We start from the raw sequence: 21,477 nt of genomic DNA on the forward strand, positions 1-21,477 counted from the left end.
CAACGGCTTGTTATTCCGAGAAGAATCATCTCTCACAGTAAATCGACAACCTTAGTCGTCCTTTCAGAAGAAAACCCGCGTCTTATATGACGCGGGTTTCCCTGTTTATCGCTGTGAAGCTTTCAGCGCACGGGCGCCGATGTCGCTTCTGTAAAACAGTCCGGGTTTTGTCAGCCCTGAAACGGCGCTGTACACTTTATCCCTCGCCGCTTCAAATGTTTCAGCAAATGCCGTGACATTGGCGACCCGGCCGCCGTTTGTGACAAATTGGCCGCCGGCTTTTTTCGTTCCGGCATGAAAAACGGCAATCCCGTCTTGAGCGGCCGTCAAACCGCCGATCGGTGTGCCTTTCGCATAGCTTTCAGGATAGCCCTCAGAAGCCAGCACAACGCTGACGGCGGCCGTATCCTTCCATCTTAGGTCAACATCTTTCTCATGCAGCAGATCCAAAAGCACCTGAATAAGGTCTGATTCCATTCTCGGCACGACGACCTGTGTTTCCGGATCTCCGAAGCGCGCGTTGAATTCAATGACTTTTGATCCGTTTTCCGTCAGAATCAGCCCCGCGTACAGCACGCCCGTGAAGGAGCGTCCCTCCTTCACCATTGCTTTTGCCGCCGGCTTCACAATCGTTTCGACGGCGCTTTTGACGATATCATCGGAAATGTGCGGCACCGGTGAATAGGCGCCCATTCCGCCCGTGTTCGGCCCTTTGTCTCCGTCGAAGGCGCGCTTATGGTCTTGGGCGATCACCATCGGATAGACGGTCTCCCCCTTCACAAACGCCATTAAGGAAAATTCTTCGCCGGCGAGGAACTCTTCAATGACAACAGATGCGCTCGCCTCCCCGAATTTCTCATCCTCAAGAAAATCGTGCAGGCATTCGATCGCTTCTTCTTCCGTCATCGCGACCGTTACACCTTTTCCGGCCGCAAGCCCGTCGGCTTTAATGACGATCGGCGCGCCTTTTTGCCGCACATAAGCTTTCGCCTCTTCAAATGAAGTAAATGTCTCATACTCCGCCGTCGGAATGCTGTATTTTTTCATTAAATCCTTGGCAAACTGTTTGCTTCCCTCAATGATTGCCGCTTTTTCGGACGGTCCGAAAACAAGCAGTCCGGCTTTTTCAAACTCATCCGCTACCCCTTCGATCAGAGGAACTTCGGGGCCGATAATCGTCAGGCCGACATGATGTTCTTTTGCAAAGGCGATGAGTGCGGCATGATCGCTTTCTTCGATGCTGACCAGCGTCGCGCAATCCGCCATACCGTCATTCCCGGGCGCGGCGTACACCGTGTCAACAAGCGGGCTTTGCGCCGCTTTCCAAGCCAGTGTGTGCTCTCTGCCGCCTTTACCGATAATCAATACATTCACGCTTCGTTCCTCCCTTAATGTTTGAAATGTCTGATGCCGGTGAATACCATGGCGATGCCGTATTCATCCGCTTTTTTAATTGACTCTTCGTCGCGGACCGATCCGCCGGGCTGGATAATTGCCGTAACGCCCGCTTTTGCGGCTTCTTCGACTGTATCCGGCATCGGGAAAAACGCGTCTGATCCGAGCGCGCTGCCTTTTGCTTTTTCTCCGGCCTGCTCAATGGCGATTTTGGCTGAACCGACGCGATTCATCTGTCCTGCGCCCACACCGACCGTCATATGGTCTTTTGCAAGAACGATTGCGTTGGATTTCACGTGTTTAACGACTTTCCAGGCGAGCTTCAGATCTTCCCACTCCTGCTCGTTCGGCTCTCTTTTTGTCGGAATGCTGATGTCGGCGTCATCAAATCCGTGCACGTCTAAATCTTGAATCAAAAGGCCGCCCTGTACGGAAGTCAGCTGTTTTTCTTTCTTTCCTGATGCATTCACATCAAGCGTGAGCAGACGAAGATTTTTCTTCGCCGTCAGCACGTTCAGCGCTTCTTCACTGAAAGAAGGGGCGATAATGATTTCTAAAAAGATGCCGTGAAGAGCTTCAGCCGTTGCCTGATCAACTTCACGGTTCAGCGCGATGATGCCGCCGAAAATGGACGTTTTATCAGCTTCATACGCTTTATTGAATGCTTCCTCAATTGAAGCTCCCGTACCGACTCCGCACGGGTTCATATGTTTAACAGCAACAGCCGCGGGTTCTGCAAACTCCCGGACGATTTGAACGGCCGCATCCGCGTCCTTAATATTATTGTAAGAAAGCTCTTTGCCGTGAAGCTGTTTTGCCGCCGCGATGGAACCGGAGACAGGCAGTGCGCTTTGATAGAAAACAGCCTCTTGGTGAGGGTTTTCGCCGTAGCGGAGCGATTGTTTTTTTTCAAATGTAACGGTGAATTGCTCTGGGTCTTTCTCACCGGCCTCGCGTGTTAAGTAATCAGCGATTAATGCGTCGTATGCCGCGGTGTGGCGGAATACTTTGGCCGCAAGCTCGCGTTTTCTTTTAAGCGAAACGCCGCCGTGTTCTTTGATCTCATTGAGCACGGAGCTGTAATCGGCCGGATCTGTGATGACCGTCACATCCTGATGGTTTTTCGATGCGGCGCGCAGCATGCCGGGGCCTCCGATATCAATGTTTTCTATCGCTTCATCATATGTTACGTCTTCTTTTGAAATCGTTTCTTTAAACGGATAAAGGTTGACGACCACAAGATCAATGGGGGCAATGCCGTGCTCATTGATCTGCGCCATATGCTCTTCATTGTCTCTTACGGCAAGCAGTCCGCCGTGAATATTAGGATGGAGCGTTTTTAACCGTCCGTCCATGATTTCAGGAAATCCGGTCACTTCCGAAATGCCGATGACATCCACACCGTTTTCCTGGAGAAGTTTTTTTGTTCCTCCGGTCGAAATGACTTCGACGCCGAGCTCTGTCAGTTCCTTTACGAAAGGTACGAGATTTGTTTTATCAGAAACACTGATTAGTGCGCGTTTGATTGTCATGCCTTTTCACCTCTGTTATTTAGTCCCAGCAGCTGTTTCACAACGCTCGGATACCATTTGTGCTCAAGCTCGTGTATCCTAAGTTCTATATCTTCAAGCGTATCGTTTGCCTGTATCTCGAATGCTTTTTGCGCGATAATCGGTCCGGTGTCCATGCCTTCGTCGACGTAATGAACGGTAATGCCGGCCACTTTCACACCGGCCCGATACGCCTGTCCGACAGCGTCGATTCCCGGAAATGCCGGAAGAAGCGAAGGATGTATATTAACAATGCGGCCTCCGTAAGCTTCAAGGAGCGTATTTCCGATCAGTCTCATATAGCCGGCGAGAACGATTAGTTCCGCTCCGTGCAGACGAAGCTGTTCAAGAATGGCCTGTTCAAAGGCGGCCTTGTTTGCAAAAGCTGACGGCTCAAAGGCGAATGACGGGATATGTAAAGCCTCCGCCCTTTCCGCAGCCTTTGCCTGGGGCTTATCCGTCACGAGAAGGGAGAGCTCCGCGTCCCACTTCTCTTCTCTCATACGTTTGGCAATGGCCTCAAAGTTCGATCCGTTTCCTGAAGCAAATACCGCAAATTTCTTCATGAAAGAGCCGCACCGCCGAAAGAAATGCCTTCGCCGCGTTTGACCCGTCCGATTAAATAAGCCTTTTCGCCTTGGGCTTCAAGCGTTTCGATAACGTCTGTCAGGTCCTCTTCTTTAACGGCAAGGACAAAACCGATGCCCATGTTAAAGACATTGAACATGTCTTCTTCTTTCAGCTTGCCGTGCTCCTGTAAAAACGGAAAAATCGGCGGGATCGGCCATGATCCGTGATCAATTTCCGCGCTCAATCCGTCCGGCAGCATCCGCGGGATGTTCTCGATGAATCCTCCGCCTGTCACATGCGCCATGCCGTCCACCTTACCGCTTTTCACCGCCTCAAGCACCGGTTTCACATATATTCTCGTCGGTTCCAGCAATTCTTCTCCGAGAGGCCGCGCAAACGGTTCATAGACAGTATCCAAATCAAGTCCGCCATCATCAAGAAGCACTTTTCTCACAAGGGAAAACCCGTTGCTGTGAAGGCCGCTTGAAGTAAGTCCGATTAAGAGATGCCCTTCTTCGATATGTTCTCCGGTGACGATTTCGTCTTTTTCCGCGACACCGACTGAAAATCCGGCAATATCGTATTCATCAGCTGTATACAGCCCCGGCATTTCCGCCGTCTCACCGCCGATAAGCGCTGATCCTGACTGTTCGCAGCCGTCTGCCACACCTTGAACGATCTGCTCAATTTTCACCGGATCGGCCTTGCCGACTGCCAAATAATCAAGGAAAAACAACGGCTCCGCTCCTTGGGCGAGCACATCGTTTACACACATCGCAACCGCATCGACGCCGATCGTGTCATGCTTATCCATTGAAAATGCGAGTTTCAGCTTGGTGCCGACACCGTCTGTTCCTGAAATTAAAACAGGCTTTTGATACGGGAGCTCTGACAGATCAAACATTCCGCCAAAACCGCCCAAGCTTCCCATAACGCCGAGCCTTTTCGTGCGCTCCACGTGTTTTTTCATTCGTTTGACGGCTTCATATCCGGCTTCGATGTCGACTCCGGCATTTTTATAAGCATCAGACATCCCTATCACTCCTTGTCAATTCGTTTCTCCTTAAAGGCAGAAAGAGAAAGGCAGCCTGAACTCGCGCTGCCTTTATATCATTTTCAAACTTTATTTTGTCAGCACCGCTTCTTTTACGTGAGGAAGCACTGTATCCTGATAAATTTCCGTCGGATATTTGCCTGTAAAACAAGCGAGGCATTGTCCGCAATTGGTGTCTTCAAATTTTCGGCCGACTCCTTTTAACAATCCGTCTACACTTAAGAAAGAGAGCGTGTCGGCACCGATGATCTGGCGGATTTCTTCCACGGAATGGGAGGAAGCGATCAGCTCCTCATGGGTTGATGTGTCAATGCCGTAGAAGCACGGATGGGCGATCGGCGGTGAACTGATCTTGACGTGCACCTCTGTTGCTCCCGCTTCTCTGAGCATTGTAACAATCCGGCGGCTTGTCGTTCCGCGCACGATAGAATCATCAACCATGACGACCCGTTTTCCTTCAACAACACCGCGTACGGCCGACAGCTTCATTCTCACGCCTTGCTCACGGAGAGCCTGTGACGGCTGGATAAACGTTCTGCCGACATAACGGTTTTTAATGAGACCGAGTTCGTACGGAATGCCCGTTGCCTCGGCATAGCCAATGGCGGCAGAAATACTGGAATCAGGCACGCCTGTGACGACATCCGCTTCAACCGCGGACTCCTGGGCAAGCATTTTCCCGAGGTTTTTCCGGGCGCTGTGCACGTTAATGCCATCGATATTGCTGTCAGGTCTTGAGAAATAAATGTACTCCATGCTGCAGATGGAACGATTGATATTCATGGAGAAACGCTCTGATTTCATGCCTTCATCATTGATGATCAGCATTTCGCCCGGCTCTACCTCGCGAAGGTATGTCGCGCCGACCACATCGAATGCGCATGTTTCTGATGCCACGACGTAAGCGTCGCCGAGCATGCCGAGCGAGAGCGGTCTGAGTCCGTTCGGGTCAAGCGCTGCAATCATCTCTGTTTCTGTCATGATTAAAAAGGCGTAAGCGCCTTTCAGCATGGACAGCGAATTTTTGATCTGATCCTTCAGTGAAAAGTGGCCGCTGCGTTTAATCAGATGAGCCAGCACTTCCGTATCGGAGGAAGTCTGAAAGATGCTCCCTTGGTTTTCAAGCTGCTGCTTCAGCTGAGTGGCGTTGACAAGGTTTCCGTTATGGGCAAGCGCCAGGCTGCCGTTGTTTTGCGAATGGAACAGGAGCGGCTGGACATTTTCATATCCGCCTCCGCCGGCCGTCGCATAGCGGACGTGGCCGATCGCGCCTTTTCCCTTCACTTTGCTCAGTTCGCCGTTTTGAAAAACCTCGGTAATAAGCCCCTGCCCTTTATGCGCCGTCAGTTTTTCGCCGTCGGTCGCCACGATGCCGGCGCCTTCCTGTCCTCTGTGCTGCAGACTGTGCAGACCGTAATACGTAATCTGCGGAGCCTCTTCGTGACCCCAGATGCCAAACACACCGCATTCTTCATTCAGGCCTTTGATTTCAGCAAGCATGGAATAGCTCCTTTCCACGCGCGCTCAAGTTCTTTCGTTTGCGCGTGAACCAATTGTTGTCCTTCTTGACTTCGGATCGTCAGCTGTCCGTCTCCTGTCACTTCACCGATATGAACGGCATCTGCCGCAGCCGCTTCAAACGCCGCCTTGTTTTCTTTCTTCACGGAAACGACAAAGCGGGATTGAGACTCAGAGAATAATAACGCCGCTTCCCCTTCTACAGTCACGTTCGCGCCAAGGTGTTCCGTCGTCATGACGATTTCTGCTATCGCCACGCCCAAGCCGCCTTCTGACACGTCATGCGCGGATTCGATCAGACCTTGTTTAATGGCGTTAAGAAGTGATGTTTGGCGGGCTTTTTCAACGTCCAGATCAATTTCAGGCGCTCGGCCATAGATTTTTCCTTCGGTCATTTTCTGAAGTTCACTGCCTGCATACTCAGGCTTCGTTTCACCGATGACGTAAATCAAGTCTCCGGCCGCTTTGACATGCTGTGTCGTAATATGTGCTGTATCTTCAATTAAGCCGACCATGCCGATAACAGGCGTCGGATAGATGGCCGTTCCGTTCGATTCATTATAAAGTGATACGTTACCGCCGATGACCGGAGTGCTGAGCACATTGCACGCCTCGCTGATCCCGTCGGCCGCTTTTTCGATCTGCCAGAAGATTTCCGGTTTCTCCGGATTTCCGAAGTTAAGGTTGTCTGTGACCGCAAGCGGTTCTGCACCTGAGCAAATGATGTTGCGCGCCGCTTCGGCAACAGCGATTTTCCCGCCTTCTTCCGGATCAAGATATAAATAGCGGGCGTTGCAATCCGTCGTCATCGCCAGCGCTTTTTTTGTGCCGCGGATTCTGAGCACTCCCGCATCAGATCCCGGAGCGACAACCGTGTTTGTGCGCACCATGTAGTCATATTGATCGTACACCCACTCTTTGCTGGCGATTGTCGGCTGCTGCAGCAGGGCAAAAAGCGTCTCTGTCGCATCTTTCACTTCAGGCGCGGGAACTTCCGTTTCCTGAAACTCGCGGTAGTACGCGGGTTCCGCTGACGGCTTGTGGTATACAGGTGCTTCTTCCGCCAGTGCGTCGACCGGAAGTTCGCATACAACCTCTCCGTTATGGCGGAGGCGGAGCATTTTATCATCCGTGACATGACCCACGGAAACCGCTTCAAGATCATATTTATTAAAAATATCGACAATTTCCTGTTCACGTCCGCGTTCAATGACGAGAAGCATGCGTTCCTGAGACTCGGAAAGCATCATTTCGTAAGCGGTCATACCCGTTTCCCGCTGCGGAATGAGATCAAGGTTCATTTCAATGCCGGAGCCGGCTTTGCTTGCCATTTCCGCACTTGAACTTGTCAGGCCGGCCGCCCCCATATCCTGAATGCCGACTAACGCGTCGCACTGAATGACTTCAAGGCAGGCTTCCAAGAGAAGTTTTTCCATGAAAGGATCGCCGACCTGCACCGCGGAACGTTTTTCTTCAGACGAATCAGACATTTCTTCTGATGCGAAAGTAGCGCCGTGGATGCCGTCGCGCCCCGTCTTAGCGCCGACGTACATGACCGTGTTGCCGACACCTTTCGCCTGGCCTTTTTTAATATCCTTATGATCGATTAAGCCGACGCACATTGCATTGACAAGCGGGTTGCCCTCATAGCTTGCGTCAAACTGCACTTCTCCGCCGACGGTCGGGATGCCGATACAGTTTCCGTATCCCGCGATTCCCGCCACTACTTCTTCAAACAAGTACTTCACTCGAGGTGAAGTGAGTTCACCAAATCGAAGAGAGTTTAATACAGCTATCGGACGGGCGCCCATTGAGAAAACGTCACGGATGATGCCGCCCACTCCCGTCGCAGCACCTTGGTATGGCTCAAGTGCTGACGGGTGGTTATGCGATTCAATTTTGAACACGACCGCCTGATTATCACCGATGTCAACGATTCCCGCGCCTTCTCCGGGACCCTGCAGCACGCGTTCGCCGCTAGTCGGGAATTTGCGTAAAACCGGTTTTGAGTTTTTATAGCTGCAGTGCTCTGACCACATCACGGAAAAAATCCCGATTTCCGTATAGTTCGGCAATCTTCCGATAATCGATTCAATGAGTGCGAACTCGTCATCACTGACACCCATTTGCTGATAGAGTTTCTCTTCTTTTATTTGTTCTTTACTTGGTTCAAGCAGTAGCGACATGAGTTTCCCTCCAATTTTTCACAATAGACTGGAACAATGCAAGACCGTCTGCGCTGCCGAGCAGTTCATCGACCGCACGCTCCGGGTGAGGCATCATGCCTAATACGTTGCCTTTCTCATTCACGACGCCGGCAATGCCGCTTACGCTTCCGTTAATATCGCTGCCGTATGTGAAAGCGATTTGATTGTTTTCTTTTAATCTTTCAAGCGTTTCGTCATCACAGTAGAAATTGCCTTCGCCGTGGGCAACCGGGATCGTAATCGATTGTCCCTCTTTATAAGAAGATGTGAACATTGTTTCGCCGTTCTGCACGATTAATTCAACCGGGCGGCAGATGAATTTTAAATCTTTGTTGCGTCTCATGGCGCCGGGCAGAAGTCCGAGCTCCTGCAAAATCTGGAATCCGTTGCAGACGCCGAGAACCGGTTTGCCTTCAGCAGCCGCTTTTTTCACCGCCGGCATGATGTTTGCGAATCTGGCGATGGCGCCGCATCTCAGGTAATCGCCGTAAGAGAAGCCGCCGGGGATGAGCACGCCGTCAAATCCGTCAAGGCTTGTTTCCTCGTGCCAGACATACTCGACTTCTTCGCCGAGTTCGTCCTTCACGGCGTGGAACATATCAATATCACAGTTGGAGCCGGGTAACACAATCACCGCAAATTTCACTGTGCGACAACCTCCTCAACTTCATATCGGTAGTCTTCAATGACTGTATTGGCTAGGAGCTTCTCACACATTTCTTTCACGAGCCCGTCAAGATCACGGTCAGATTTTTCGATCTTCAGCTCCATGTATTTTCCGATTCGCACATCCTGCACTTCATTGTAGGTCATGCTGTGCAATGCATGCTGCACCGCGCTTCCTTGAGGATCGAGCACACTTTCTTTTAAGCTGACATAAACTTTCACTTTATACATTATGAAATGCCTCCCAGTCTTTTGAAAATCTCTTCATATCCGTCGGTTAAGCTTCCCAGGTTCTGTCTGAACAAATCTTTATCAAGCTTTTCGTTCGTGTCTTTATCCCACAGACGGCACGTGTCAGGAGAGATTTCATCTGCTAAAAGCACCCGTCCCTCTGCGTCTAAGCCGAATTCCAGTTTAAAATCTATTAATCTGACACCGCAGTCTTCAAAAATATGCTGAAGTTCTGGATTCACTTGATTTGTAATTGATTTGATCGTTTCGACCTGCTCCGGAACCGCAGCTTTTAAGAGCCAGATATGATCTTCGGTAATGAGCGGATCACCGAGTGCGTCGTCTTTATAGTAAAATTCGATAATCGGCTGCGGAAGCTTAGTTCCTTCAGGGATGCCGAGGCGTTTCGACATGCTTCCGGCGGCAAAGTTTCTGACCACGACTTCAATCGGAATAATGCTTACCTTTTTGATAAGCTGCTCTGATTCTGAAAGGCGCTCTACAAAGTGATTGTCAATTCCTTTAGCATGCAGATGTTTGAAAATCAGGCTTGAAATTTCATTGTTCAGACGGCCCTTTCCGCTGATCTCCGCTTTTTTCTCACCGTTAAAGGCTGTTGCGGAATCCTTGTAGACCACGCGGAGAATCTGTTCGTCTTCTGTTTGATAAATTCGTTTCGCTTTTCCTTCATAAAGAAGATTATTGTTCTTAATATTCACGGAAGGCCTCCTAACCCGAATGTTGGGAATATTCAATCTACAGCGGCTGAAGAAGCCGCCTCCGGCTGGCTTCTTCTATAAACCTAAACGCTCAAAGATCAAGTCGACGTTTTTCAGATGATAATTGTAGTCAAAGCAATCGGCAATCTGTTCCGGTGTAAGACGGGAGGTGATTTTTTCCTCCGCTTCGACAAGCTGGCGGAACGGCACTTGTTTTTCCCACGCTTCCATCGCTTTCGGCTGAACCGTGTCATATGCTTCTTCACGAGGCAGACCCGTGTCGATTAAAGCGAGCAGCACGCGCTGAGAATAGATTAAACCGAGTGTGCGGTCCATGTTGCGTTTCATATTTTCCGGGAATACCGTTAAGTTTTTGACGATATTGCTGAAACGGTTCAGCATGTAATTCAGCGCGATTGTCGCGTCAGGAAGAATGATGCGTTCAGCTGATGAATGAGAAATGTCACGCTCATGCCATAACGGAACATTTTCGTATGCCGTCAGCATGTACCCGCGGATCACGCGCGCCATGCCCGTCATATTTTCCGACCCGATCGGATTCCGTTTATGAGGCATAGCCGATGAACCTTTTTGTCCTTTTGCAAAAAACTCTTCCACTTCACGTGTTTCACTCTTTTGAAGACCGCGGATTTCCACAGCGAATTTCTCAATGCTCGTCGCGATCAAAGCCAGTGCCGCCATATAATCCGCATGACGGTCCCGCTGCAATGTCTGAGTGGAAATCGGCGCCGCTTTCAGGCCGAGTTTTTCACAGACATACTGCTCTACGAACGGATCAATATTTGCATACGTGCCGACCGCGCCGGAAAGCTTCCCGACTTCAATCCCTTCTTTTGCCTGCTTGAAACGTTCAAGGTTGCGTTTCATTTCTTCGTGCCAAAGCGCGAGCTTCAGACCGAATGTCGTCGGTTCCGCGTGTACGCCGTGCGTGCGGCCCATCATGACCGTGTATTTATGTTCTTTCGCTTTTTCTTTTATAATGTCAACAAATCTCTCAATGTCCTTGAGCAAAATCTCATTCGCCTGTTTTAATAGATAGGAAAGAGCGGTATCCACGACATCTGTTGACGTCAGGCCGTAGTGAACCCATTTTCTTTCTTCGCCTAATGATTCTGAAACCGCGCGGGTGAATGCCACGACGTCGTGGCGCGTATCCTGCTCGATTTCCAAAATGCGGTTAATGTCGAAAGACGCGTTTTCGCGCATGACTTTAACATCTTCTTTCGGAATGACGCCAAGCTCAGCCCAGGCTTCACAGGCTAAAATCTCGACTTCCAGCCATGCCTGGTATCTGTTTTCGTCCGTCCAGATCGCGGACATTTCAGGTCTTGAATAACGTTCGATCATTATGCTCGTCCTCCGTCTCTTTTCATCCATATGTTTGTGATGTCCTGAATCCATTTTTCATCAGGCTCCCGCAAAAACGTTATATGCCCCATTTTGCGGCCTTTTTTAATTTCATGTTTTCCGTACAAATACAGTTTGGCTTCTTTTAAAAGCTCCGTATGCTCCTCCGCCAGCTTCACTTCATCACCGAGAAGATTCACCATCATTCCCGGTTTGAGCAGATCGGTTCGGCCGAGAGGAAGTCCGCAGACCGCTCTGATGTGCTGTTCGAACTGGCTCGTTTCACAAAGGTCGAGTGTATAATGCCCCGAATTGTGAGGACGCGGCGCCAGTTCATTGATCAAAAGGTCTCCGTCTTCTGTGACGAACATTTCTACCGCAAGCGGCCCGACAAGCTCCAATTTCTCCGCGAGCTGAACGGCAAGCGCCTCTGCCCGCTTTTGAACCGTTTCCTCCGCTCTCGCGGGCACGATGCTTTGGAACAGAATATTATTTTTGTGGATATTTTCAGCAGCCGGAAAGGTTGAAATCTCTCCGTGCACCGATCTTGTCACGATAACGGAAAGCTCCATCCGGAATGACACCCAGCTTTCCAGTATGCACGTGCCGTTTTCTAGCAGCGCGGCCGCTTCATCTGTCTGTCCTTCTTCCTTAATGACAAATTGGCCTTTGCCGTCATATCCGCCGCGGCATGTTTTCAGCACTGCCGGAAGCCCCAATGACTGAACGGCTTCCTCAAGCTCCCGTCTGCTGTTTACGATCCGATAAGGGGCGACCTGACATCCGGCTGACTGGATCGCCTTTTTTTCCGTTTCCCTGTTTTGGGTGATAAGCAGCAGCTCGCTTCCTTGGGGAAGGTATGCATGTTCTTTGAGCCAGTTGAGCGCCTCGTAATCGATATTTTCAAATTCGTACGTAATGATATCGCTGACTCCGGCCAATTTTTGAATCGCTTCACGGTCATTATACTGGGCGGTAATCTCAATATCGGCGATCTGTCCGCATGGCGAGTCTTTCACGGGATCGACGACTGCGACTTTATAGCCCATCTGTTTTGCGGCGACAGCCATCATTTTTCCGAGCTGTCCGCCTCCGATAATGCCGATGACAGCGCCGGGAAAAATCGTTTTTTTATCACACAAGCTGATCACTGCTTTCCAGCACCGTTTGTTTTGTCGCATTTCTTCTCGCCTCTAGTTTATCCGCAATATCACCGTCAAATGCCGACAAAATTTGCGCGGCTAACAGACCCGCGTTCACTGCGCCCGCTTTCCCGATCGCCGTCGTCGCGACCGGCACGCCGCCGGGCATCTGTACGATAGACAGAAGAGAATCAAGCCCGTTAAGCGATTTCGTCTGAACCGGTACGCCGATTACCGGCAGCGTCGTTTTGGCCGCCGTCATTCCCGGCAGATGCGCCGCTCCCCCGGCTCCGGCAATAATGACTTTTAAACCCCTGTCTCTTGCGCTTTCTGCATATTCAAACATCAAATCAGGCGTCCGATGCGCGGATACTACCTGTTTTTCATAAGGAATGTGAAGTTCGTCAAGTATGTCGCATGCATGTTTCATTGTCTCCCAATCGGAGGTGCTTCCCATGATGATTCCTGCTAGCGGCTGCATTCTGTTCCCACCTTCTCATGCTTTGTTTTTCAGAAAAAAAAGCCCGGCTTATATTGCAACTATGAGGAAGCAATACAAACCGGGCATGGCGCGCGTATCGTCAGTCGTTCGCTTCTGCGATATCCATGTCAGCTGTTTATCACTTTCCTGCATAGTCCGGCCGTTTACGGCAGCCGGGTAGAAACTTATGGGCCATATTCCCAAGATTATATGAGGTCGTGTTTTGATTTCATGTTTATCTTAACAACGGACTTGGATAATGTCAACGACATTATCGAACGATATAAAAATTCTTTCTTTTAATGTTCGTGTTTAGATCAATTTCCCTTCAAATACGATTTTTTTCCCGCAAGGAACAACTTGAATTGATCCATTTTCTTTCTTTTCTGTAAAGATCGGCTCTTCCATCCGCCGGACGGGCATATAGCCCTCTTCCTTCATTAAAGTAAGAATGGTGTCGATCGTTTCATGTTCCGTTACTTCAAACCGTTTCTTCTTTGGCTTTGTCATTCCTTAATTCTCCTCTTCTTCACTGCTTTCACCCAGAATCCGCCGTGGATCGCTTTCGGCTCAAAAGCGATGATAAACGCTTTTTCATCGAGCGTTTTAATCGTATCATACAGCTGAAGCTCATATTTGCGCGGCGTCAGAATCTGCATGGCGGTCCGGTCCCCTTCAAGGCCGCCCGCGACCCAGCTTGTGACTCCGTATCCTTTTTCCCGAAGCTGTTTCGGCAGGTCCAGATCAAGCTCTTTCGTAATGACGTTGACTGTTATGTAGCCGAGCGCCAGTTTTTCTTCAATTTTCATTCCCACTATGACGCCGAGGCCGTAGCCGAGCGCGTAGGCAATGACGTTTTGAATCTGATTCAGATTGCCGAGCACGAGACTCAAGCCGGTCACATACACAAGGATTTCAACCGTACTGATGCCTGCTGCGAAATAGCGCTGCCCCTTTAATGTAAGGATCATCCTGATCGTAAAGAAAGAGACATATATAATATTAATGATGAGAATAATGAGAACCATACCTATACTGTTGGATAAAATCGTCTGCATCATTGATTCCCCCTCCTCTGACTTTGAAAAGCCAATCTTTCAATTAAGGATAGTTTACCCTCTTTTGATCATTTTCAAAAGAAAAAAAAGCCCGCCCCACGGCAGACTTTCAAACTCTTTTCAGTGAAGCTCAGCTTTCTTCAATCGTTTGACCGCTTCATATTCCTTTTCAAGCTCGCTCAGCGTGTATCCGGACAGTTCCTGAACGTGGTTTTGGTATAACCCTGAGCGGATCAGCTCGGTCCTCAGATGCTGTTTTTTCCGATTAATGGCTTCTCGCAACAACGGGGCCATCCTCATCATCCTTTCCGAATCATAAAGATTAATGCCGCTTTCCAATTTCTGTTGCTCCCATCATATATCGGACGGCTTTTCAAAACAACACGCTTTATTAGAAATATTTGTAAACATTGTGAAAGACAAATTTCGACTTATAAAGGGATCAGCGAGGCAGTAAAGTACTCTGAAATAAGCGGCCATGTCACAGCCGTAAAGACGAGCATGATGATGACCGCCGCAGAAATACAGTACATCACGTCGACGGCAGGATTCTCAGCCGATTTGTACAGAATCTGCACAAACTGCACCATCGCCGATGCAGCCAGAAATAAGGTCAGCGCCGTAAACACCACGGTGATAACCGGCAGATTCAATATCGCGAAAATCATCCACACGATAGAGCAGACGACAGCCGGAACAAGAAGTGAACCGACTCCCGCGGCCGCATCCCGCATCGTAATTTTCTGTTTCAGCAGATAGCGTGATACAAGCCAGACCGCGCCGGCCGCAGCTGCAAAAAAGACGAGCGAATACACGAGAACGACGGTAAAGCCGTCAAAAAACGTGTGATGCCGTTCCCCGTATCCGAGCGGTCTCTGCTGGCTCGCCCTCAGCTGAAACCAATTTCCGATTGAGAAAAAAATACTGAATACAAGCATTGAAATAAGAGCATATTTAAAGCGGGAAAAGCCGTCTTCTCCAACGACCTTCACCGGTGATGTCAAAATGCGCAATGCGAAACGGCAATAACGTTTGACCGCGGCCCATACAGAAGCGAGTTTTTCCGTAAAAGCCGGAGCCGGGCGCCGTTCCTTTTCTTTCTTCTTTTGCTTTTGATAACGTCCCGCTTTTCTGGACATTCTCGAGAGCGGTTCTTCATCAGTTCCCTGATGCTGTTTTTCTTCTTCCAACGTTTCTTTTCTTTCTTCCGTCATGTCAGCAACTCCTATCAAAAAAATACGGCGGAATTTGTTAAACAAGAAAATAAAACACTTATATAAGGTACCGAAGCGTCCTTCATCAGTCAAGCGGTTTTCTTCACCCGGACACCTACATGACGTTTTATATTATGTATTGGTTTTACGAAATAGGACAAAAACAAAAAACCGGCTGTCCTCAGCCGGTTTTTCCGTTATTTCAAGAAGATGAAATACAGGATAAAGATGACGAACAGCCCGTACATAATCGGGTGGACGCTTTTTCCTTTTCCTTTGCAGATCATTGTAATCGGGTAGAAAATAAAACCGATCGCAATCCCCGTCGCAATGCTGTACGTCAGCGGCATCATAATCATCGTTAAAAATGCCGGCACAGCCACCTCAAATTTATCCCAGGCGATCTTACCGAGCGGCGCCACCATCAGCGCGCCGACGATAATTAAAGCCGGAGCCGTCACATTCGTGGTGACAACTGACAGAAGCGGCGAGAAAAACATCGCCAGCAAAAAGAGGATGCCCGTGACAACAGCAGCGAACCCGGAGCGCGCTCCCGCCGCAACGCCTGAGCTTGATTCAACATAAGAAGTCGTTGTAGACGTACCAAGCACGGCTCCGATAACGATTGAAGTTGAATCTGCCAAAAGCGCTCTTCCCGCGCGCGGAAGTTTGTTTTCCTTCATCAGTCCTGCCTGTGTCGCTACAGCTACCAGCGTACCTGCCGTATCGAAAAATCCGACGAACAGGAAAGTTAAAATGACAATCAGCATTTGTACGGAAAAGATATCCGGAAGGTGCATCCACGCCTGTCCGAAAGTCGGCGCAAGACTCGGCACGCTGCCGACAATGTGTGTCGGAACCGGAATCAGCCCGCAGATCATACCGGCAACCGCCGTCAGAAGCATTCCGATAAATACGCCGCCGTTTACGCGAAGCACCATCAGAATGACCGTCACAATAACACCGAAAACCGTCAGCAGCACAGGCCCGCTGTGAATATTGCCGATAGATACCAAAGTCGATGAGTTCGCTTCAATAATGCCCGAACCCTGCAAACCGACAAATGTAATGAATAAACCGATACCCGCGCCGACCGCCAATTTCAGCTCAGGCGGAATCGCATTAATGATTTTTTCCCGCAATCCCGTCAGCGAAAGCGCTACGAAGATAATTCCGGAAATCAAGACACCGGAAAGCGCAGCCTGCCATGAAATCCCCATGCCGAGGACGACAGAGAAAGCAAAAAACGCGTTTAATCCCATACCCGGCGCAATCGCGATCGGATACTTTGCAATGAGCCCCATTAAAATACACCCGGCCGCAGATGCAAGAGCTGTAGCGGTGAACACCGCGCCCTGATCAATTTTTAATGCTTCCGGAAATCCTTTCACACCGTTTAAAGACAATGTCAGCGGATTGACGAACAGAATGTACGCCATTGACAAAAAGGTCGTTAAACCGCCGATGATTTCATTACGATAGCTTGTCCCCAGCTCATCAAACTGAAAAAATTGCTTCAAGCCAATTGCCTCCTTCATTCTCTCCCATTTATTCTGCCCGTTATCCGCCAAATAAAAAACGCCCCAAATACATTTGGGACGCTTGACTACATACGTTCAGTCTGAATAAATAAGAATGGATTATTTATATCAAACGATTGAGATTGATCCGTAGTCAAGCCATTTACGGTAGCTTGGTAGAAACTTGCGGGCCATATCCCCGCCATTATACGATATCTGAATATTTGATTTCTGAGTCTATTGTATCAATTCAATTTTGAAAACTCAATAAAAAAAACGAACAATCTTGTTTAAAAAAATTAGTTTATTCGTCAATTGACCAATAATGGAAGACGGCAAAAGCCGCCTTCCTGACATCATTTTCCATCCGCAGTCCGCACCGGCACCGAGAATGTAATCTTGCCGTCACCTGCTAAAATGTTCATGGCCGTTTGATTGACATACAAAGCGTATGATTCGAATGAGAAATCGCGCAATGAATAGTCTTTATCGGATGAATCATCTAATTCAAAAACGGATTCCATTTTACCCGTTTTAAGGTTCGTGACTTTCGCCTTATTCCCTTTCAGATAATAGCCTTTTTCATACTCATGAAGCGATGGCCAGGTTTTCATTTTTTTCGTATTGCCGAGACCGATTGATTCACCAGTATTCATCAGCTGATCTTCATCCGCCTTGCTTAGATTAATTCCACTGAATTGATAATCGACAATTACCCGTCTGCCTTGCTGTTTAATCTTTTTGATGGTGATACCGACATGATGATGTTTCGTTTCATAGCTGGCGGGCAGTTTTGTTTTCAGAGGGACGATTTCTCCAGGCTCTGATTCTGATTTTACATCACCCGTGATGAAAAGTGTTTTCGCTTTCGGGTCTATCGGTTTGCTGAATTGAGTTTGGCCGCGTACTCTTTTCCCTCCGCCGGGAAGGTTCTTTCTGCTGCCAAGTTCAATATTCGACATCGTCATTTCATAATGGTTTTCAGCATCATCCGATGCCTCGTAAATCGAGATGGCATCATTTTTAGCAACATCGTGAAAGTCGACTGAATACAGGAGAGCCGATCCCATCGTTCCGTTTTCCGCTCGGATATCGAAAAAGCGGTATAGTCCGTGATTTACATTCACAGCTTTCGTTCCTTCAAGAGAAACGGACTTTTGTTTTTTGACCGGAAGTGTAAAGCGCCAGTTTCCGGGGATATCCTTGATTTTTGTAATGACAAGCGGAAGCTTATCACCGTCTTTCAGCTTTGAGCCGTCCGTGAACAAGCGAAACTGGCCCCCGTACTGCCCGTCTTTCATTTTTTTCATGTCCTGACTGTCATAATCCTCAGATAATATATTCCGGGTATCTTTATAATCAACTTGAAAAGGAATACTCTCCTCATCAGATTTCAAATTGTCAACGATAAAATTATAAACGAGCTGTCCGCTGTCATAATATACACTTTTTACTGTCACCGTGATTCCGCGCGATTCCGCTTTCTCGTTCAGTTTTGTCACCAAATTGCTTTTAAACAGCGCAGAACCTGCCTTATCCTGAAATACCCTGTAAATCTGCCCGGCAACAGGGATGTTTCCCATAGCCGTATTAACGGAGGGCATGAACAAGCCTGAGGACAGATACAGAATAAACAAAGCAGCAGCAACCGCGAGGCCGTTTATCACTTTTCGTCCCCATCTCCGTCTGACGGCGCCTTCTTTTCCGGCACGGACAGCGGCGCTATGTATCACGTTTTTCAATTCAGCTTTCGGCACGTCAATGTCCTGATACAATTGCTTCATTTGATGCTTTTCCATATTTGTTTATCCTCCTTTTCCAGCTCCTGCTTCAATGCTTTTCTCGCCCTGTGGAGATGCGTTTTTACAGTGCCTTCCGCCATACCGGTCTGTTCAGCGATCATGGCAATCGAGAAATCTTGAAAATAATAAAGCTGAATGGTCAGCTGTATATGTTCGTCAAGCGTTTCCAAGGCATTCCGAAGATCTATGTATTCTTCAATGTTCTTATTCTCCGCGCGTGTATCATGTTGCGGCTCAAACGGGATGACGTCTCCGTTCTTTTTCCTCATTGCAAAAATCGTATTAAGCAAAATCCGGATCAGCCACGTTTTAAAATATTTCGGCTCCTTCAGCTGCGCGATATGAAGAAAAGCCTTGTAAGCCGTTTCCTGTACTGCATCCAGCGTATCTTCTTTGTGATGCAAATAGAGATAAGCTGTTTTATATAAAGTATCCTGATGGGTTGTGATCAGTTTTTCAAAGGCTGAGGCATCACCTTTTTTCGCCTTTTTGATCAATCGTTCTTCCTTCACCTTATCCACCTCCTATGCTGTTAGATATGAATCAGGGCAAAACGGTTTCAAAAAGATGAAAAAAAACGCCTCTTTTTTAAAAAGAGGCGTTTTTTATCTTCATTTATTCCCACTCAATGTTCTCTAAACAGTATAAGAGTTCTTTGATTAAAGCATATCTTGATTTCTGTTATTTGTAAATCGTTTGCACTCTTTTACAATGATACTTTTTATTTGTGGACTTTGTAGGAAATCTTAAATATGTAATCAAAACGAAAAAAACCTTAACGACTACTTTTTTAGGCTAAAGATAATTTAGATACTCATCATTCCATTCAACCATTTGAAATTGACTCTGACCGATTAAAAATGATTTCCCGTAGATCATGCTAAGTCTCATAGAAACTTGATTTCTAATCATAAATGTTAAAAGAAATTTAAAAAATTTGATGATATAATTTAAAAGTAGAGAAATCTACCTTTAAATTATAGACAAAGTGGGGTGTTTTTTTGCAATTAGATCAATTTAATAGAGATTCGCTATATAGTAAAGCATTGGAGTATTGGTATGAAGAATGGAAATCTTTAATATCACAAGTGAAAAATGGGACAATAGGAATTGATATAGTTAATATTCGTCTTGTGTTATTGGATGTGATTAATGAATATGAACTAAATAAATTTGAGAGTGACAACAATCGTAAAGTTTATATAAAATTAATCGAAAATCTTATTAGTGAAAGACATATGAAATTATATAGAGATGAATTACTCATTTTAAAAGGGAAATTGGAAAGGAAAGATAGTCAGGCAGTTTATGTTATTGCTAAGGAACTTTCTAAAAAAATTTCTAAAGCAAATTTTGCACAAATATTATTTGACGAATTATTAGAAATTATCGAAAAGAAATTATTCTTAAAAAAAGATAGAACTAAAATTAAAAATTTAACTAAGGATATCATTATAGACTTAGTAACTTCAGGGAAAAGTGTGAAGGATATCGAAAACTTACTCAGTGACGTATTCCAAACATATAATGTACATGGAGAAGATATCTTTATTCTTTTCAAATATACTCCTGCTGGCTTGTCTCCTGAACAAGCCAAAGTATATATTGATAATTTAAGTGTAAAAGATAGATTAGAGATATTTAGAAAAAATTTAATAGCAAAGAAAAGTGACTATCTTTTTATATTTCCTGTATGGGGAATGATTGCACCTCCTCTTAAAGATGAAAACGATACAATATTTGGTTTTTATGTATATGATCCAGTCCGAGAAAAAAAAACTCCAGATGCCGAATTGTTTGACGAAACGTTTAACACAAAAAAACAAGAAGAAGTTGTTGAAGATACATATAAATTTGATAGTAGATGTAATGTACTAGTTAAAGTACAGGCTATTTCTAATAATGTGGCGAAAAAAATTGCAGAAGAAAAGTATTTAATTTTTTTAAGGTTAGCAAATTTGAAGTTTGCTAGCAAGTTTAAAGAGTTTTTTTGGGATGGACAGTATATAGGAAAAAATCTTGATAGCGAATCTAGTTTTGGTACTGCATTTAGCTTAGGTAGAGATGACAGAGTTTTTAGAAGAAAACTCAGCAAAGATAATCCAGTTTATTTTAGTAATGAAAAGTTTAAACAAATGAAAGATTATTCTAAGGTAATTGATGCCCTTGAAAAAAGGAATATGTTCATTGAATTAAATTCTATTATTAATGTAATTGAATTGATGTCTAATTCTATTTGGGAAACCGAGAACAATAAGCTGTTGAATTATTGGATTTGCATTGAAAGTTTAGCAAACATTTCAAAGGCATATAATGAATCTAAATTTACTTTTATTAAAGAAGCAATATCAAATATGTATTTTCTTTGGGAACAATTTAGACCAATTCATAATCTCTTTTTATTAACTGTAAAGTATACTGAACACTCATTTAGAAATGATGATTCCATCAATATACCGGAGGAATTTGCCCATGATGTTGGCATTTACCAAGCGCGGTCTGAGGACTCAGTAGTTTCACTGGTTAAATTTCACAAACGGATGAAGGATTTATTGTCTTATACCACAAAAGAAAGCTTTTTAGATAGTATTGAAGATACTCTTGATTTTTATCAAAATAATAAAAAGGCTTTACAGATGCTCCGAAACAAAAAAGATGAAGTTAAGTTAACAATTGATTATATATATAAGTCTAGAAATCAAATTGTTCATAATGGTTATGTAGCAAAAAACCTTATACCTTACTTAGTAAATTTTGCAGAGAGTTATGCAGAGTCATTATTCCAGAGAATTATAGACGTATATCTTGAAGATGAATTTGATCTTCAGAACTATTTTATCAAAGAACAATATGAAGGTGTTTTATTGGAAAAGAAGCTTTCAAGTGGAGACTTTTATAAAATTGGTTTAGAAGAATAAATTTATTTTTTGAAAAAACAAGAGCTTAGAACCCTTATAAACCAAGGATTCTAAGCTTCTTTTG

The 21,477-nt window shown here is 46.4% G+C and carries 20 protein-coding genes and 2 riboswitches; of the genes, 1 reads left to right on the plus strand and 19 read right to left on the minus strand.

Going from position 1 to position 21,477, the window contains the following annotated elements:
* Positions 1–105: 105 nt before the first annotated feature.
* From purD to ICW23_RS17055, 19 genes are all read right to left on the minus strand, one after another.
* Positions 106–1,374, minus strand: a complete 1,269-nt coding sequence (gene purD / locus ICW23_RS16965) for a phosphoribosylamine--glycine ligase (RefSeq protein ID WP_188154835.1) — start codon at positions 1,372–1,374, stop codon at positions 106–108.
* Between the two features lie 14 nt (positions 1,375–1,388).
* Positions 1,389–2,927, minus strand: coding sequence for a bifunctional phosphoribosylaminoimidazolecarboxamide formyltransferase/IMP cyclohydrolase (purH, locus tag ICW23_RS16970; protein WP_045926636.1), 1,539 nt, complete (start codon positions 2,925–2,927; stop codon positions 1,389–1,391).
* Complete coding sequence (gene purN, locus ICW23_RS16975) at positions 2,924–3,511, minus strand: phosphoribosylglycinamide formyltransferase (RefSeq protein ID WP_188154836.1); 588 nt, start codon at positions 3,509–3,511, stop codon at positions 2,924–2,926. The genes purH and purN overlap by 4 nt, the downstream gene beginning before the upstream one ends.
* Positions 3,508–4,548 (minus strand): phosphoribosylformylglycinamidine cyclo-ligase, encoded by a 1,041-nt coding sequence (purM, locus tag ICW23_RS16980; RefSeq protein WP_047476378.1) that lies wholly within the window; start codon positions 4,546–4,548, stop codon positions 3,508–3,510. Before purM ends, purN begins: the two co-directional genes overlap by 4 nt.
* Before the next feature lie 90 nt (positions 4,549–4,638).
* Entirely contained in the window at positions 4,639–6,069 is a 1,431-nt protein-coding gene (gene purF, locus ICW23_RS16985) for an amidophosphoribosyltransferase (RefSeq protein ID WP_016937013.1), read from the minus strand.
* Positions 6,045–8,273: a phosphoribosylformylglycinamidine synthase subunit PurL gene (purL, locus tag ICW23_RS16990; protein WP_188154837.1), complete on the minus strand. Its 2,229-nt coding sequence runs from the start codon at positions 8,271–8,273 to the stop codon at positions 6,045–6,047. Before purL ends, purF begins: the two co-directional genes overlap by 25 nt.
* On the minus strand, positions 8,257–8,940 hold the full coding sequence (gene purQ, locus ICW23_RS16995) for a phosphoribosylformylglycinamidine synthase subunit PurQ (protein ID WP_016937015.1): 684 nt from the start codon (positions 8,938–8,940) through the stop codon (positions 8,257–8,259). Before purQ ends, purL begins: the two co-directional genes overlap by 17 nt.
* Entirely contained in the window at positions 8,937–9,191 is a 255-nt protein-coding gene (gene purS, locus ICW23_RS17000) for a phosphoribosylformylglycinamidine synthase subunit PurS (RefSeq protein WP_188154838.1), read from the minus strand. The genes purQ and purS overlap by 4 nt, the downstream gene beginning before the upstream one ends.
* Positions 9,191–9,910 carry a phosphoribosylaminoimidazolesuccinocarboxamide synthase gene (gene purC, locus ICW23_RS17005; protein WP_045926634.1) on the minus strand — a complete coding sequence of 240 codons (720 nt, stop codon included), beginning with the start codon at positions 9,908–9,910 and terminating at the stop codon, positions 9,191–9,193. Before purC ends, purS begins: the two co-directional genes overlap by 1 nt.
* Before the next feature lie 75 nt (positions 9,911–9,985).
* On the minus strand, positions 9,986–11,278 hold the full coding sequence (gene purB / locus ICW23_RS17010) for an adenylosuccinate lyase (RefSeq protein WP_007408896.1): 1,293 nt from the start codon (positions 11,276–11,278) through the stop codon (positions 9,986–9,988).
* Positions 11,278–12,459 carry a 5-(carboxyamino)imidazole ribonucleotide synthase gene (purK, locus tag ICW23_RS17015; protein WP_064778048.1) on the minus strand — a complete coding sequence of 394 codons (1,182 nt, stop codon included), beginning with the start codon at positions 12,457–12,459 and terminating at the stop codon, positions 11,278–11,280. The genes purB and purK overlap by 1 nt, the downstream gene beginning before the upstream one ends.
* On the minus strand, positions 12,413–12,901 hold the full coding sequence (gene purE, locus ICW23_RS17020; protein WP_003155768.1) for a 5-(carboxyamino)imidazole ribonucleotide mutase: 489 nt from the start codon (positions 12,899–12,901) through the stop codon (positions 12,413–12,415). The genes purK and purE overlap by 47 nt, the downstream gene beginning before the upstream one ends.
* Positions 12,902–13,033: 132 nt before the next feature.
* Positions 13,034–13,135, minus strand: a riboswitch (purine riboswitch).
* Positions 13,136–13,213: 78 nt separating this feature from the next.
* On the minus strand, positions 13,214–13,411 hold the full coding sequence (locus tag ICW23_RS17025; RefSeq protein ID WP_003155772.1) for an NETI motif-containing protein: 198 nt from the start codon (positions 13,409–13,411) through the stop codon (positions 13,214–13,216).
* Positions 13,408–13,962 carry a DUF2179 domain-containing protein gene (locus tag ICW23_RS17030; RefSeq protein WP_016937019.1) on the minus strand — a complete coding sequence of 185 codons (555 nt, stop codon included), beginning with the start codon at positions 13,960–13,962 and terminating at the stop codon, positions 13,408–13,410. Before ICW23_RS17030 ends, ICW23_RS17025 begins: the two co-directional genes overlap by 4 nt.
* A gap of 117 nt (positions 13,963–14,079) precedes the next feature.
* Complete coding sequence (locus tag ICW23_RS17035; RefSeq protein ID WP_188154839.1) at positions 14,080–14,253, minus strand: Fur-regulated basic protein FbpA; 174 nt, start codon at positions 14,251–14,253, stop codon at positions 14,080–14,082.
* Positions 14,254–14,390: 137 nt separating this feature from the next.
* Positions 14,391–15,173: a hypothetical protein gene (locus ICW23_RS17040; RefSeq protein WP_045926631.1), complete on the minus strand. Its 783-nt coding sequence runs from the start codon at positions 15,171–15,173 to the stop codon at positions 14,391–14,393.
* A gap of 197 nt (positions 15,174–15,370) precedes the next feature.
* Complete coding sequence (locus ICW23_RS17045) at positions 15,371–16,693, minus strand: NCS2 family permease (protein ID WP_003155780.1); 1,323 nt, start codon at positions 16,691–16,693, stop codon at positions 15,371–15,373.
* 131 nt (positions 16,694–16,824) lie between these two features.
* Positions 16,825–16,926, minus strand: a riboswitch (purine riboswitch).
* A 123-nt stretch (positions 16,927–17,049) separates the two neighbouring features.
* On the minus strand, positions 17,050–18,492 hold the full coding sequence (locus tag ICW23_RS17050) for a DUF4179 domain-containing protein (RefSeq protein ID WP_188154840.1): 1,443 nt from the start codon (positions 18,490–18,492) through the stop codon (positions 17,050–17,052).
* Positions 18,474–19,007 carry a sigma-70 family RNA polymerase sigma factor gene (locus ICW23_RS17055; protein ID WP_016937023.1) on the minus strand — a complete coding sequence of 178 codons (534 nt, stop codon included), beginning with the start codon at positions 19,005–19,007 and terminating at the stop codon, positions 18,474–18,476. The genes ICW23_RS17050 and ICW23_RS17055 overlap by 19 nt, the downstream gene beginning before the upstream one ends.
* Positions 19,008–19,496: 489 nt before the next feature.
* Between ICW23_RS17055 and ICW23_RS17060 the strand changes: the two genes are divergently transcribed.
* Positions 19,497–21,413, plus strand: a complete 1,917-nt coding sequence (locus ICW23_RS17060; protein ID WP_188154841.1) for a hypothetical protein — start codon at positions 19,497–19,499, stop codon at positions 21,411–21,413.
* Positions 21,414–21,477: the final 64 nt, after the last annotated feature.

The organism is Bacillus sp. 1021 (assembly GCF_014534735.1).
GTDB classification, from domain to species: domain Bacteria; phylum Bacillota; class Bacilli; order Bacillales; family Bacillaceae; genus Bacillus; species Bacillus siamensis.